Raw genomic sequence first — 15455 nt, 5'->3', positions numbered from 1 at the left:
TTTAGGCAGGGGAGGACATCAAGAAGCTGCTACAACGGAGTTTTCGGAAGATGAGCGCTCGCCGTTGCTTCTTGCAAGGCCTGCCACAAAATAGTGTCGATCCCTCCTAGCTATTCCCAGTTTACTATCAGCGCGAATAAGAGGGCTGATTAACTGCGTCACTATTGTTTTTATCACTATTGTCTTTATCACTACTGTCCAATCAGTTCCGCTAGCCGTATCGCGGAGGTCTTTACTTCATCAATCGCCCGCTCGCTATCTAGATCATCCATCGCGACGACTCCGACACAAGCTTCCATGCCAATGCTTGAACGGGTAGTGGGGATGTGGCTGGCGACGCCAACCGCGCCGCGCTGAAGTTGCCCCCGTGTAAGGCTATAGCCATCAAGGCGGGCTTGCCTTACCGCTGGGCTGTCCTCTTCCTTCGGTGCTCGTCCTGCCAAAATCGCGATACCAGCCGCCCCTTGTGTTAACGGGTGGCGGCTGCCTACGCGATATCCCACCCGTAGCATTCCTTCTTCAGGCTCAGCCACCAGCGTCACCATGCACTCTTCCCCTTGGGCTAGAGAAATAAACGCAGTTGCGCGTGTTGCTTTGGCCAGGGTTTTTAACAATGGCAAGGCGACCGCATGGAGCTGGGGTTCAAAACGGGAAGCTAGCAAAGTAATGCCCGCGCCTAATCTAAGAGTGCCTCCCTGGGTGCGGGCAAGTAGTGCGTGTGATTCGAGTGTGGCGACGATGCGATAGGCGATCGCCCTATGTACGTCAAGCTCCTCAGCAAGCTTAGCGATGCTGATGCCCTCGTTATGCTCGGAAACTATTTTTAAGGCGAGCAGGCCGCGATCAAGCGTTTGAAGCGTGGACGACATCAGTAGGGAACCTCAGACAGACGTTTGCGGGTGGATAATGAACGACCGACAAGTATGGCGCAGTACCTTGGGGCTGCAAACACGTATTGACGATGCGCGACACTTCATCTATTTTTTGTTTCTATAATAGATAATGATTGTGCGTTAATAGAGACAAAAATAAAACAAACGTCTTGTTGAGCGTTCCCCTTGGAGACATCATGACCACACCTGCACGCCAGCCCGATAAAATGTCAGAAGGCTGTCCTTTTCATCAGCCAGCTGATGCAACTAGCCAAGCAACGATGACATCACCGACGGGATGCCCCGTTTCGCGGGATGCTGCTGCCTTTGATCCTTTCGGTGCGTCTTACCAGCTTGACCCCGCTGAGGCGTTGCGCTGGTCTCGCGAGCAGGAGCCGGTGTTCTTTAGTCCTAAGCTTGGCTATTGGGTTGTGAGCCGCTATGACGAGGTAAAAGCTGTTTTTCGTGACAATCTCACCTTTTCACCGGCGATTGCCCTAGAGAAACTGACGCCAGCGCCGCCAGAAGCGGTGAAAATTCTCGAAAGCTATGGCTTTGCAATGCGTCGCACCATGGTCAACGAGGATGAGCCAGACCATATGGAGCGCCGCCGCCTGCTGATGGATGCTTTCCTGCCTGAGAACCTCGAGAAGCATGAGGCATGGGTGCGCGAGTTAGTGCGTAGCTATATGGATCATTTCATCGATAAAGGCCGCGCGGATCTGGTAGAAGAGATGTTTCGGGAAATTCCCATGACCGTGGCGCTGCGCTTTCTGGGGGTGCCCAGCGAAGATGCCAAAGAGCTTCGCAAATTCTCGGTCGCCCACACGCTTAACACCTGGGGCCGCCCCTCGCCAGAACAACAACTGAAGATTGCTGAAGACGTGGGTCAATTCTGGCAAACGGCGCAGGCTATTCTAGATCGCATGCGAGACGAGCCAACCGGTGAGGGGTGGATGTACGATTCAATCCGTATGCACCACCAGCACCCCGACGTTGTGCCTGAGAGTTACCTGCGCTCAATGATGATGGCGATTTTGGTGGCTGCCCATGAGACGACCGCTTTCGCCACCACGAACGCTTTCCGCATACTGCTATCGAACCGTGCTTCTTGGAACGATATTTGTGAGAACCCCACGCTAATCCCCAGCGCGATTGAGGAGTGTCTTCGTGCTGCTGGCTCTGTGGTGGCTTGGCGCCGTATCGCTACTGAGGATGCTGACGTAGGGGGTGTGACGATCCCCAAAGGTGGCAAACTGTTGTTAGTACAAGCGTCGGCTAACCGTGATCCACGCCATTTTGAAAACCCTGATGAGTTCGATATTTACCGCCATAACTCAGCGGAGCACTTCACCTTTGGTTACGGTGCGCATCAATGTATGGGGAAGAATATTGCTCGCATGGAAATGCGTATTATCCTTGATGAATTTGTCCGCCGTTTACCCCATATACACCTCGTTGAAGACCAAGCGTTCGAATATCTGCCCAATACTTCTTTCCGTGGCCCAACCTCGCTTTGGGTGAAGTGGGACCCTGAACAGAACCCTGAACGTCGTAACCGTGGGGTGCTTGAGAACCCAACGCATTTCCATATTGGTGCGCCTATTAAAGAGGATATTGTGCGCCGGGTTTTAGTCGCTGAGGTAGCGCGTGAAGCCGAGGAAGTCGTTCGGGTTGATCTTGTCGACCCCTATGGCCGTGAGCTGCCGGACTGGTCACCTGGCTCGCATATCGAGTTGGTCTCAGGCGAGTGGCGGCGCTATTACTCTTTGTGTGGCAAGCGTAATGACCGGCATCGTTTGTCTATTGCTATCCTACGTGAGCCTTCGGGGCGTGGCGGTTCATTACATTTTCACGGGACGATCAAACCAGGTGACGTACTGCATATTGCTGGCCCAAAGAATCATTTTCACCTGGATGAGACGGCAGAACGCTATACCTTGATAGCAGGCGGAATTGGTATTACGCCGATTCTTACCATGGCCGATCAGCTTAAGGCGTTAGGTAAGCCGTACACACTCCACTATTGCGGTGCTGGGCGGCGAACCATGGCCTTTTTGGAGCGCGTCGAGCGCGACCACAGCGAAGCGCTCACCGTTCATGCGAGTGATGAGGGCTGTCGGCTTGATATCTCGACCGCACTTAGCAGCGTGGCTGAGGGTGAGCAAGTCTACTGCTGTGGCCCTGAACGAATGTTAGAAGCCATTGAGCTATTGGCGCAGAACTGGCCGGAAGGAACCTTGCATGTTGAGCATTTTTCGGCTCGTTCTAACATCCTTGATCCTGAAAAAGAGCATGCCTTCGAGGCCGTGCTTACCGACTCTAACGTGACACTTCAGGTCGGTAATGATCAGACCTTGCTGGAAGCACTGACGGCGTTTGGCGTGGATGTGCCCAGCGACTGCTGCGAAGGCTTGTGCGGTACGTGTGAAGTCGCCGTTGCCGAAGGGGACATTGATCACCGGGACTTGGTGCTCAGCCGTGCTGAGCGGTTTGCCGGTGATCGTATGATGGCCTGCTGTTCGAGAGCTAAGGGTGATCGTCTTGTACTCGCTCTCTAATAGCTAACAATTAATAAGCAACAACTAACAACATTAAAACGCAACACCTTGCATGCCACTTCTGAAATGAACGAGAGGATATTAATAATGAAAAAACTCGCCACACTGACAACGCTTTCTGCCTTGATGGCTTTGGGCACTTTACAACATGCCACCGCCTCAACTGAACTGCAGGTTAGTACTTGGGCAGGCCCTAATCACGGCGTTAACACGATTGTTTGGCCGACATGGGGAAGTTGGGTAGAGGAAGCGACCGAAGGGCGCGTCACTGTTAACGTGGTTCACGATATGGGCCCGCCCGGCTCTCAAATGGAATTAATCGCAGATGGCGTTGCCGACGTTACCTGGCTTTTTCATGGGTTAATGCCAGGCCGTTTCGAGCTGACCAAGCTACCCGAACTCCCTACGTTTGAGGACTTCTCGTCCGAGTCTGCCTCGGTGGCTTATTGGCGCACCCATAATGAGTTCCTAGCCGAGGCGAATGAGCACCGGGGGGTTGAGGTGATTGGGGTTGGGGTGCACGGCCCTGGTGCCCTTTATCTTACCGAAGAGATTGATAGCCTTGACGACCTAGATGGTAAGCGTGTTCGTATCGGTGGCGGCATTATGGCGGACATTTCGAACGCACTTGAGCTTACCGGCGTAGCACTCCCGCCAGCCAGCACCTATGAGGCTGCTACACAAGGTGTTATTGACGGCGCAATGCTGACCCTTGAAGGGCTCAAAAGTTTTCGTCTAGCGGAAGTGCTGCCCTACACCGTTCAGATGCCGGGTGGTTTTTATCGGGGAAGTTTCTCGATGGTCATCAACCCTGATACATGGGCCTCGCTTTCTGAAGAGGATCGTGCAGCCATTGAGGAGGTATCAGGAGAGCAACTTTCTCGTCTGTTTGGCTACATGATGGACGTGGTGGATGAGCGTGGCATTGAGTTTGCGAAAGAGCAGGGCAACACGTTTGTGGAGCTTCCTGCCGAAGAGCTTGAGCGCTTCCAGCAAATAGCCGCAGATCTTCCTGGTCAGTGGGAAGCCGAGGCTGAGAAACGCGGCGTGGATGGTGACGCCGCACGCGGCTTCTTCCTTGAGCAGCTCGACGCTGTAGATAGTGAAGAAGGATTGAGCGCTGAGGCGGTAGTTGATCAAAGTATGTAAGGTAGAAAAAATTATGTAAGGTAGACAAAAGGTAGAAAAAGAGGCCGTCACGACGGCCTCTTTTTAATTTTTCCGTAAGTTGTCGATAGAAAGCTCAACATCTTGAGGGCGCTGAAGCACGTTAAGCAGAACGATAGCACGCTCTTCGCCCTTGCAGCGTTTAAAGACGGCTTCTAAATCTTTGAAAGGGCCGTCAGTAATCGTTACTTTTTCCCCGACACTGAAAATACTGTGGCTACCTTCCTGATGGTGCGGTTGATCACGTAGCGTTTCGATTAACGCATCTGGCACCGCAATGGGCGTATTACCAAAGGTGAGTAGGCGCAGTACGCCACGGGTCGAGCGAATCGGCCGCCAGTTGCTGACTATTTGATCCAAGCGAATAAAAAGGTAATAAGGAAACAGCGGCTCAGTCACCAAGGTATATTTGCCCTGGCGCTTGCGTTTAACACTTAGCACGGGGTGAAACACCTCGTACCCTTGGTTAGCAAGGTGCTCGGCGGCGCGAAACGACTCGCCGCCTTTGCACTGAATGACATACCAGCTGGGATTAATCCACGCTTCTTGGGTTTCTAATTCCTCCATTATTGTTCACCCTTTAGCGTTAGCGAGCAGCACTGCAAGAACATCCAGTGTCTGGTCGATGTGGGCCTCAGTGTGTTCGCAGGAAAGGAAAAAGCGTAAACGAGCGCTCTTTTCAGGAACAGCAGGGTACAAAATAGGCTGCACGTTAATGTGCTGCTCAAGTAGCGCATGGGATAAGTGGGCTGCCAGCGGTGAACTACCCACAATAACGGGCACGACCGCAGAGCCGATACTGTGTCCGGTATCCATTCCCCGTGCCTGCGCTTGTTCAAGAAAGTAACGCGAAATTGCCTGCAGGCGGGTAACGCGCTCGGTTTCCTGGGGCATCAACTCCAGTACTTTAAGTGAAGGCGCGGCCACTTGAGCGGGCATACCCACGCTATACAAAAAGCCTGGGGCAAAGTAGCGCAGGGTTTCCACTAGCGCTTTATTACCGGCGATATAGCCCCCACAGCCAGATAGCGTTTTGCTCATGGTGCCCATCCAGATATCGACATCGGTGGGGTCAATCGCAAAATGCTCTCGTAAGCCTAGGCCTGTGTCACCCATGACCCCAAACGAGTGCGCTTCATCTACCATCAACCACGCTTGGTGGCGTTGCTTTATCTCAATAAAGCGGGGTAGCTCTGGGATGTCGCCATCCATGCTGTAAAGCCCTTCTATCACCACAATTACACGTTCAAATTGATGACGATGATTGCTCAGCAGGGCGTCGAGCGCGTTGGGGTCATTATGGCTGAAGGGCATGCGCTTAGCGCCGGAAAGCTGAGCGCCAACTAATGAGCTGTTATGAATGTACTCGTCGTGAAGCACTAGGTCTTTCGGGCCTAACAGGTAGCCAAGGGTAGACACATTGGTTGCATGGCCGCTAACAAAGGCAACGGCGTCTTCAACCCCATAGATGTTGGCAATAGCCTGCTCGAGTTCCCTGTGGATAGGCCGTTCGCCCGAGACAACGCGGCTGGCGGAGACGGACGTGCCATAGTGGCCTGCTGCCTCACAAGAGGCTTGAATAACCCGTGGGTCACCGGAGTAACCCAGGTAGTTGTAGCTAGCGAAATTGATGCAAGACTGACCATCAATAACGCTAGTGGCCCCGGCAAGCCCGTCATGGACTTTGAAGAACGGATCTATCAGGCCTAGCTGCTTTGCGCCCTGGCGCAGCAGTGCTAACTGCTGATAGCCAGGGTGAGCATCGAAGCGTGTAAAGCGCTCGGGGACTGTCCGAGTAGCCTCAGCGCCAAATGCTGCAGGCGCTTGAGGGCTGGTGGCCCGTGGTGTTGGACGCTTGCGTGCTTGTTCCAACAGCTTTCGTTTCAGTTCAGAGCGCTTTGCAGTCATGGTGTCTCGGTCGTAGATGTTGAGGCCGGCTCACTAGTGTGCCCATCCGCCCCATGGCGAGCGGCCAGAGAGGCTAACGCATCTTGTGGCGTCTCTTCAACATCCTTGTCATGCTGATGTAATTTTTGAATCAGCACGCCGGCGAGTTTGTTCAGTGTTGATGCCTCGCTTAGCACCATGACTGGTACTTGAACGTTTAACCGGTTCTCAATGGCCGTCATCAGTTCAACGCCCATCAACGAGTCAAACCCCATATCGTACACCGAGCGATTGATGTCGATTTTTTCTTCATCAATTAATAGGATGCTGGCTAGCTCTGCGCGCAGGAGATCAGTGATCGTGCTGTGCAGTTCTTCCGGTGAAAGATCTGCAAGTAAGGCGCTGATATCGTCATCGTGATCAACGTTGCCATCATCGTCACTGGCGCGGGCAATTTCGTTAAACCGCGGCGCTTGGGCGGTGGGTAAGAAACGCGCTAGCGCTCCCCACTCAAGTTCAAGAACGCCAAGGCTTGGCCCTTCGGTCAACAGCATTTGCTCGAGCACCTTGAGGGCGTCATCAGAGCGCAAGGCTGAACCGCCTAGGCGCTCTTGCAGTGCATCTCGGGTGCGCGTGTTGCGCGCTAGGAAGCCAACATCTTCAATCGCCCCCCAGCGTACGCAGGTAGCGGGTAAGCCAGCGGCGCGGCGACGGGCAGCAAAGGCTTCTAGCCAGTGGTTAGCCGCCACGTAATTGGCTTGCCCTGGGTTACCAAATAGCGTGGTCGCTGAGGAGTAGAGGACAAAGAAGTCGAGCGCGATGTCGTGGGTGAGGGCGTCCAGGTGTCGGGCACCATCAATTTTCGGTGCCAGCACTTTTTGAATCCGCTCAGCATCGAGGTTACGAATTAAGCCGTCATCAATGACCGTGGCAGCATGAACGATGCCCCGTAACGGGCTTAGCTCATGGTGAATGCGTTCCATGACAACGGCCAAGGCATCGCGATCAGTAATGTCACACGCGGCTGCCAGCACTTTCACGCCCTGGGCTTCAAAGGTCGCGATGGCAGCCTGGGCTTCTTCGCTAGCAGGGCCGCTACGGCTTAACAGAACAAGCTGACGTGCGCCTTTGCTAACTAACCATTGGGCGGTTTTCAGTCCAAAACCGCCTAACCCGCCGGTGACCAGATAGCTGGCATCGGCAGGTAGGGTCATTGTGCCAGTGCCTAATGTTTCGTTGCGCGGTGGCGCAATGGGCTGTTCATAGGTGACCACGACTTTGCCGATTTGGCGCGCTTGCTGCATATAGCGGAAGGCGTCAATTACCTGATTGTGGCTGAATGCGGTGAACGGCAGTGGGCTGAGCGTGCCATCGTTAAACAGCGCCATCATTTCTCCAAACAGGCGCTGGGTGAGGGCAGGCTGTACTTTCATCAGCTGGTCGGAGTCAATACCGAAGTAGCTTAAGTTATTACGGAACGGACGTAGCCCAATCTGGGTGTTTTCATAGAAATCGCGTTTGCCTAACTCGAGGAAGCGACCAAACGGGCGCAGTGCGCGTAGGTTTTGATTGATCGCTTCGCCCGCCAGCGAGTTCAGTACCACATCCACGCCTTCGCCTTGCGTATCCTCTAGGATCTCTTCGGCAAATGTGAGTGAGCGTGAGTCGTAGATGCGCTCCTCACCCATCAAACGTAGGAAGTCGCGCTTCTCTTCAGAGCCCACCGTGGCGTAGATGTCGGCACCTAGCCACTGAGCAATTTGCAGTGCGGCGATGCCAACACCGCCCGCAGCACCGTGGATCAGCACTTTCTCGCCGGGTTCCAGGCGCGCCAGATGCTTCAGTGCGTAGTACACCGTGAAGAAAGTGGTCGGAATGGTGGCGGCAGCGGCGTAGCTGACGCCCTCAGGCAGCGGCGCTACTGCGTGTTGGCTGGCAATCAGCCGATCGCTGAAGCTGGCGGGACCAAAGCCAACGACCGCTTGGCCAGGCATAACGTGCTGAACATTGGCACCTACCGCAAGAACCTCTCCAGAGAACTCAAGCCCCAGGGTCGGGCCAGCAAAGCCATTTTCAATCGCTTCATCGGACAGCAGACCAAGGGTATACATCACGTCACGGAAGTTTAGCCCGGTTGCTTTAACACGAATTTCTACCTCATCCGCGCCCAGTTCCGGTAGCGGGCGTGGCCGCCACTGCAGTTGGCGTAATTGGCCTGGTAAGGTAAAGCCTAATGACATTGCTTGATGCGGTTCAGCGTTTGCCTGTTTCTCTGGATGAGGAGCAGGCAGCGTGCGCAGGCGCGTGGCAAACCGATCACCCTCTGCGGTAATGACCAGCTCATTTTCACTATCTGGCGTGGCGATTGATGCTGCAAATGCGATTAGCGCCGCGTCACTGAGTGCCTCTGGTAGATCAATCAGCGTGACACGATGACCAACGGCCTCGTTTGCCAGCGAGCGACCGAAGCCCCATAGCGCCGCGTCATCGCCAGTGCTGGCGGCTTGGGTGGTTAGCCAAAGCATGACACGACTACCTTGGCTCTCAAGCCCGCTTGCCTCTAACGCCAGCGACCACTGCTGAGCGGTGTAGCAGCGTTGTGTTTGGGCGCTAGTGGTAGCGCCTTTCAGCCAACGCAAGTCAATTACATTGAGTTCGCCAGGTACGTCTTGGCGTGCCCCTAACGCGGCTGTTAATAGCGCTTGCGGCGCTGCATCGCTGACGGTTAGCCAAGTAGAGGTCGTGCCTAATTGCTCGGCAAGCTGGGCGGCGAGTGCTTCGTGTTCAATGTCAGAGACAATTAAATGGTAGGCCGTTGATGCGTTTTGAGCCTCTGGCGTAGATTGACTGTTTTCAACCGCTTCCGAAGCAAACTGGCCATGCAGCAGGTAAGCCCCACTCTCCTCAAGTTCAACCGGCGGTGAAACGCTAAAGCCCTGGGTGGTTAGCCACTCAACCACGGTGTCTTGCTCCAGAGCGGCTTGGTCGATGCCTGGCGTGGCTAGAAGGTCATCCAACCAACGGCTGGGATGAACGCCTATCACCATGACTTGGGCACCTGGTGCAAGCTGTGCAGGAAGCGCTTCCATTAGTTGGCGGCTGCGCTCAGGCTGAGTGACGTCCACGCTGATAAACGCCAGTTGAGCTTTTGCGGCGCTACTCAGTGTTGGTAGGGCGTCGTCTAGCGACTGAACATCCATCAGCGGGAAGCGCTCTTGGAGCTGTTCGGCTTGGTGACGAGCCGTATCATTGGTAGTGATAGCGCGATAGTGATGCGCATCTTTTGCAATATGAGTAGTGTTAGCCAGCTGTTCGAGTAGGCGCTGACCAAGAGCGGGAGCACAGGCACCAGCTTCTAATAACTGGAGACGCTGTCCTGATGGCAGGGTCGCTAGTGTCGCCTCCATCAGTGCGCCAAGTTCGGTTGCTAGTACCTGCCAGCCGTCCTCACCGATGAGAACGCGGTTAATACCGGCTAAGTGTTCAGAAGTAATACCTAGGCTTTCAAGGGTGGCACTGCCGTTGGTGAGCTGTTCGCGATGCAGCCCTAAACGACCCACCATATGAATAGGCGCAAAATAGTCGGGATAATCTTGCACCAGTAACTGCCAAATGGTTTCCGGTGCGAGCTGATCTTCACTGCCGTCATAATTGAACGACACAAACGCTTCGCTAAGCCTATCAAGTAGTGGCGACACTTCCTGGGCATAGCGTTGGCCGGTGCTGGCGGCATAGGTATCGCTTAGTCCCGCCAGCCTAACGAGCGCGTTGTTAGGTAGCGGTAATGTTGCTGCGGTCAGCGGGGCAGGCGTTAGTTCAACCTCTAGATAGCTAAAGTGCTGGTGATGCGCGCGGTTCAAGCGGATGGCCTTGAAGCGGGTTTCACTGAGCACAGCCACGGCGTTGCCAGCGGCATCATACAGCTCGAAATCAGCGGTGAAAGAGTGGGGTGCTCGTTTACCCATGACTGCCCGCGCCAGTACAGGGGTACCGGCTTCTGCATTCACCTGAATGCGGCCAACGCGAACCGGTACAAAGGCAAGCTGCGCGGCGAACTCGCTATGCTGAGCCAGCAGCGGAATAAACATCTGGAAAGCACTGTCCAGAATGCCTGGATGAACGTGTAGTGTATCGAGCTGGGCCTGGACATCGCTCGCTAGCGCGATCTCACCAATCACGCTATCGCCCTCAATCCAGCCACGGCTGATGGCTTGGAAAGCAGGGCCGTAATGTAGCCCGATGCGTTCGGCCATCTGCAAGTGCTCAGCCAGGGTGTAGTCAGGTGCGCGGCTGGGTAGGCTAGGCGCTTGGCGTTTGAGCAAAAAGCCACGGCTTTCGCGCATGCGGCGGGCGACGGCATTAAGCTGCCATTCGCTGCCGGTAGCAGGCTCGCGGGAATGGATAGTTAAGCGGCCGTCGTCTGGGTTCAGCGTTAACCGCATGGTGCGGCCATTGGGGCCGTCTAGCAGCAGCGGGGCGCGGATTTCCAGCTCTTCAATGTCTAAAAGCGGTGTGTCTTTCTGCTGTAAGGCGGCCGCTAGCGTAAGCTCTACAAAGCCAGCGCCGGGAAACACCGCGCCTTCACCAACCACGTGATCAGCAAGCCACGGCTGACGTTGGGTGTCCAGCTGGCTTTCCCAGGTGTGGTCTTGCTGTGCAAGCGGATAACCCAACAGTGGATGCTGGTAGTAACGAGACAGCAGACCCTGGCCGTCGTTGGTGCCCTGTACCCAGAGGTTAGTGCGCTGCCATGCATACCGTGGCAGCAGAACCCGCTGGCCTTCCACCGGGAAGAAGTGACGGCTATCAAGGGGTAATCCGCTTAGCAGCAGCTGTCCTAGGCAGTGGGACAAGCCATCTACGCCTGACTTATGGCGTTCAATGGTGCCAAATACTAGTCCACTGCGCTCTTGCTGGCGCAAGGACTCGTTTAGATAGCGGCGTAGAATCGGATGCGCACCAACTTCAACAAAGACGTTGTAGCCCTGCTCGATAAGTGTCGTGGCGGCATGATCAAACAGAACCGGTTCACGAATATTAAGCCACCAGTAGTGGGCATCTAGCTCTGTGCCGTCACTGATGACACCGGTAACGGTCGAGACATAGGGAATATCAGTCGCACGGGGGCGAATGTCAGCCAAGGCGTCGACAACGCCAGCTTGAATGCTGTCCATGGCAGGGCTATGGAAGGCGTAATCTAATGGCAAGCGCTTAGCAAACGTACTCTGTTCGCTGAGCGCTGCTTCAATAGCGCTCAGCTGATCACGATCACCCGCCAAGGTGATGCCTTTGGGGCTATTAATGCCCGCCAAACTGATGTTGTTGAATTCGGCTTTTTCAAGCCAGGGAGCAATCTCTTCCGCGCTCATGGCAACCGCGGTCATTTCCCCTAGGCCACGGGTTTTGCCTTGGTAGAAACTACGGTAGTAAATGACCTTTACCGCATCTTCTAAGGTAAGCGCGCCAGATGCCCAAGCGGCAGCAACTTCACCAACGCTGTGGCCGAATACGGCGACAGGTACAATACCGTTGGATTTAAGCCATTCGGTTAATGCCACTTGAAGAGCAAACAGCGCCGGTTGGGCGATTTCAGTACGCTCAAAGCGACTTCCGTTGGCCACTGGAGGGTTGCGCCCGGCGAGTTCATCGCGTAGCGAAAATTCGCCATGCTGCTGGAACAGAGCATCTACGCGGTCAATGGCATCGCTGAACGCGGGCTCATTTAGCAGGTCATGGCCCATGGTTTCCCATTGGCAACCATTGCCGTCATAAACGAACACGGGGCCGCGGGCGTTTGCTAAACGCTCAAGCGTTACAACGCTGTTGGTTTCACCGTCGACAAACTTGCTGAGCGCATTGGCGGCTTCGCCCGGTGTTTGAGCAAAGCAAAGAGCCCCAAACGTATGCTGCTCACGATGGTTATAAAGCGTGTGCGCAATATCATAGAAAGCCTGGTGACTATCACGCAAATGGCTGGCAAGCGCCTGGGCATTGGCTGTTAGCCCTTCTTGGCTACGCGCGCTAATGCGAATAGGTAGCGCTATGTCAGGTACTTGACGAGGCGCGGGCGTTTTTTCGGGGGCGCTTTCGAGAATGACGTGGGCATTTGCGCCGCCAAAACCAAAGGAGTTAACGCCAATTACCAAGCGGCCCTGTTTCTTGAGCGGCTGCGCTTTGGTAACAACGCTAATGTTCCACTCATCAAATTTGATGCGTGTATTCAGCTTGCGTATGCCGATTGTGGCAGGCACTTCACGGTGCTGCAGGCTATAAAGCGCTTTGGCAAGACCGGCGACGCCAGAGGCGGTTTCCAGGTGACCAACGTTGCTTTTTACTGAACCAATCAGCAGTGGCGTTTTGCGGAATTTGCCGAGTGCTTCACCAATCGCGCGGGTTTCTATCGGGTCGCCAACGGCGGTACCGGTACCGTGGGCTTCAAGGTAGTCGATCTCATCAGGAGTAATACCCGCCTGCTGGTAGGCACGACGCATTAAATCAATTTGAGCGCTGGGGTTAGGAACAGTGAGGCCAGACTTGTGGCCGTCAGTGTTGACCGCCGAACCGGCAATAACGGCTAGAATATTGTCGCCATCGGCGACCGCCAGGTCGTAATCCTTGAGCAAAAACAGTCCCGCACCTTCCGAGCGCACGTAGCCGTTGCCTGCGTCATCGAAAACTTGGCAGCGGCCAGTGGGTGAAAGCATGCTGGCCTTAGAGAAAATAATAAAGCCATAAGGATGTAGGTGGAGACTAATACCGCCCGCCAGCGCCATCGTTGTTTCACCGCTGCGTATCGATTGGCAGGCTTGGTGAAAAGCGACCATGGAAGACGAACAGGCGGTATCTAGCGACATGCTGGGGCCATGCAGGTCAAACACATAAGAGAGCCGGTTAGAAGCAATACTTGAGGTGTTGCCCGTTGCAGTAGAGGCGTCAATTGCCCCCATGTCATCGGCTAGACGATAAGAGTAGTCCAGGCTGGCGACACCAATGAAAACGCCGCACTGGCTGCCGCGAAGGGTGCTAGGCACTATGCCTGCGCTTTCCATGGTTTCCCAAGCGAGTTCTAACAGCATGCGCTGTTGCGGGTCCATGTTCGCCGCTTCACGGGGCGAAATGCCGAAAAACGCTGCGTCGAATCCGCTGATATCGCCTAGGCTACCCGCAGCAAACGTGATGCTGGTGCCAGGGTGACGTTTGTCTGGGTGCCAGTAAGCATCTTGGCTCCAGCGGTCAGCGGCCACTTGGGTGACGAGGTCTTTTTCGGCTTGCAGGTCCTGCCAGAACGTTTCAGGGGTGGTGCCGGGGAAACGATGGGCGGCGCCGATAATGGCAACGCGTTTAGTCATTCTTGCTCCTGAGGTTCTGGTTCTGCCTTGATCACATCGCTATTTATATCGCGCCCAAACGCCTGTTTAAATAGGTAGACGCCAAGTTCGTTTGCTTCCAGCGTATACGATTCTTGCTCGTAGGACGGATGGTCGTGCGTATCACGCTCTATTTCCGTTGACCATATCATGTACGGGGTGCTGCTAGCAGGGGGCGAATAGTGCCTGTAGGCGGTGGGTAATATCGGAACATGATCACCGTACCAGCCCAACAGCCCTGGCCTTATCGCTGAGTTTAGCGCTGCTTTAACGCTTCCAAGCATTTTATCCGATTCACCCAAATGGTGCAGGTAAACGGCTAAATCACGCAAGTGATTTGGTAATGGCCATGGCGCCGTTGGTAAAGTGGATGCTAACCACGCTTGCTCCGGCGCTTCTAAATGTAACGGGCCGTGATTCTCCATCGTAATCACAAACACAAACAGTGGCCTATTATCGTCATCTTCAAGCAGTCGTCCAACCTTTCGTGCAACGGCTTGATCACCAATGTATTGGCCGTGCTTATCCTGGCTATCGAATGCGCTGATATCGATGAACGTTTCAAAGCCCAGTTTGGGAATAACGCTGTCGCGCATGTAGAAGGTAGCGGGGTAGGGGTGAACGCAAACGGTTCGGTACCCTTGTGCTTGAAAGGCACTGGCAATACTGGGTAGCGGGTGACGTGACAGCGTGCGGTAGGGATTAAATTGGCGCGGCCCCCAGTTGTCAGGCGCAATGCCCGTTAATATGGCACATTCGGTACGTACTGTATTGGCACCCCAAGCTGGCACGTTTAGTGCTCCCTTCATGACCGCTTCGGGGCGCGTGGCATCATAGTGTGGCAGTAAGTCTGCGGCAATCTCGCTACACCAGGTACGCGGGTCAAAAAACGATTCACTTTGCACTAACACCACATTGGGGAGCGCTGCATGGGCAGCCTGATCTAGGGGGTGATGAGTGACGTGGTGAAAAGGTGATGCCTCAGATGTGGGCGGTTGGGAGCGCATTAGGGCAATGCCGTAAGCCCACAGGCTGGCAAACAGCCCCAGGTGATTGAGGTCAAGGACAGGGTCAAGTGTGATCGGCGGAAGTTTGCGCCAGCCTAACCAAACCAATAATGCCCCTGAGGTTGCCATGACCAGGCTGCTGACCAAAAAAGCTATGCTGCCCCATTTGCTGATTAACGAGGCTTCAATATATAAGAAGCTGCCAATGGCAATGGCCCCTGCGCTGCTAGCGGCAATGGCTAAGCCGATGCCGAAAAAGGGCACGTAGAGACGGGGGTGCAAAATAGCATCCCAGAAGTATTCAAAATCGTGGCAGATAAAGGGTTCGTTCAGCGTGCGTGACTTGGTATTGCTGGACTGCACGACCACCAATTGCAGCGACAGAACAAAAACGACCGCAAACCAAGGGCGTTGTAGTAGCAGAACAAATAGTCCAAACAGCAGTAGCCAGCTACCAAGGTGCACGATGTTTGCAGCCACACCGCGCTGCCAAAACGGTTGTGGGCGAGGGCTTAGCAGTGCCTCGAACAGCAAGCTTCCCAATAAGCCAACCAGCAGCGGGCTAATAAAGGTAGTGGATACAAAAAGCTGCAC

Annotated in this window: 7 protein-coding genes; 2 read left to right on the top strand and 5 right to left on the bottom strand. The window is 54.6% G+C overall.

Features of this window, described 5'->3' with window-relative positions; translation table 11 throughout:
• Positions 1 to 191: 191 nt before the first annotated feature.
• A complete protein-coding gene (locus tag K1Y77_RS11015; RefSeq protein ID WP_030071992.1) occupies positions 192 to 869 on the bottom strand; it encodes an IclR family transcriptional regulator in 678 nt (225 codons plus the stop codon).
• A 200-nt stretch (positions 870 to 1069) separates the two neighbouring features.
• Here K1Y77_RS11015 and K1Y77_RS11010 point away from each other — a divergent pair, with 200 nt between their 5' ends.
• Both K1Y77_RS11010 and K1Y77_RS11005 read left to right on the top strand, forming a co-directional pair.
• Positions 1070 to 3433 (top strand): cytochrome P450/oxidoreductase, encoded by a 2364-nt coding sequence (locus tag K1Y77_RS11010; protein ID WP_264428450.1) that lies wholly within the window; start codon positions 1070 to 1072, stop codon positions 3431 to 3433.
• A gap of 87 nt (positions 3434 to 3520) precedes the next feature.
• A complete protein-coding gene (locus K1Y77_RS11005; RefSeq protein ID WP_264017951.1) occupies positions 3521 to 4582 on the top strand; it encodes a TRAP transporter substrate-binding protein in 1062 nt (353 codons plus the stop codon).
• Between the two features lie 63 nt (positions 4583 to 4645).
• Here K1Y77_RS11005 and rfaH read toward each other — a convergent pair whose 3' ends face one another.
• The 4 genes from rfaH to K1Y77_RS10985 are packed head-to-tail and all read right to left on the bottom strand — an operon-like array spanning position 4646 to position 15455.
• Entirely contained in the window at positions 4646 to 5167 is a 522-nt protein-coding gene (rfaH, locus tag K1Y77_RS11000; RefSeq protein WP_030071997.1) for a transcription/translation regulatory transformer protein RfaH, read from the bottom strand.
• A gap of 6 nt (positions 5168 to 5173) precedes the next feature.
• Positions 5174 to 6508: an aminotransferase class I/II-fold pyridoxal phosphate-dependent enzyme gene (locus K1Y77_RS10995; RefSeq protein ID WP_030071999.1), complete on the bottom strand. Its 1335-nt coding sequence runs from the start codon at positions 6506 to 6508 to the stop codon at positions 5174 to 5176.
• Positions 6505 to 13836, bottom strand: coding sequence for a type I polyketide synthase (locus K1Y77_RS10990; protein WP_264428445.1), 7332 nt, complete (start codon positions 13834 to 13836; stop codon positions 6505 to 6507). The genes K1Y77_RS10995 and K1Y77_RS10990 overlap by 4 nt, the downstream gene beginning before the upstream one ends.
• Positions 13833 to 15455 (bottom strand): LTA synthase family protein, encoded by a 1623-nt coding sequence (locus tag K1Y77_RS10985; protein ID WP_264428444.1) that lies wholly within the window; start codon positions 15453 to 15455, stop codon positions 13833 to 13835. The genes K1Y77_RS10990 and K1Y77_RS10985 overlap by 4 nt, the downstream gene beginning before the upstream one ends.

Origin of the sequence: Halomonas qaidamensis (assembly GCF_025917315.1) — a bacterium.
GTDB classification, from domain to species: Bacteria; Pseudomonadota; Gammaproteobacteria; order Pseudomonadales; family Halomonadaceae; genus Vreelandella; species Vreelandella qaidamensis.
Note: the sequence above shows the minus strand (reverse complement) of the source record. Positions and strands in the feature narration are given on the sequence as shown.

Excerpts from the sequence above, each read along its gene's own strand:
- K1Y77_RS11015 (WP_030071992.1), bottom strand. The coding sequence starts at position 869 with ATGTCGTCCACGCTTCAAACGCTTGATCGCGGCCTGCTCGCCTTAAAA.
- K1Y77_RS11010 (WP_264428450.1), top strand. The coding sequence starts at position 1,070 with ATGACCACACCTGCACGCCAGCCCGATAAAATGTCAGAAGGCTGTCCT.
- K1Y77_RS11005 (WP_264017951.1), top strand. The coding sequence starts at position 3,521 with ATGAAAAAACTCGCCACACTGACAACGCTTTCTGCCTTGATGGCTTTG.
- rfaH (WP_030071997.1), bottom strand. The coding sequence starts at position 5,167 with ATGGAGGAATTAGAAACCCAAGAAGCGTGGATTAATCCCAGCTGGTAT.
- K1Y77_RS10995 (WP_030071999.1), bottom strand. The coding sequence starts at position 6,508 with ATGACTGCAAAGCGCTCTGAACTGAAACGAAAGCTGTTGGAACAAGCA.
- K1Y77_RS10990 (WP_264428445.1), bottom strand. The coding sequence starts at position 13,836 with ATGACTAAACGCGTTGCCATTATCGGCGCCGCCCATCGTTTCCCCGGC.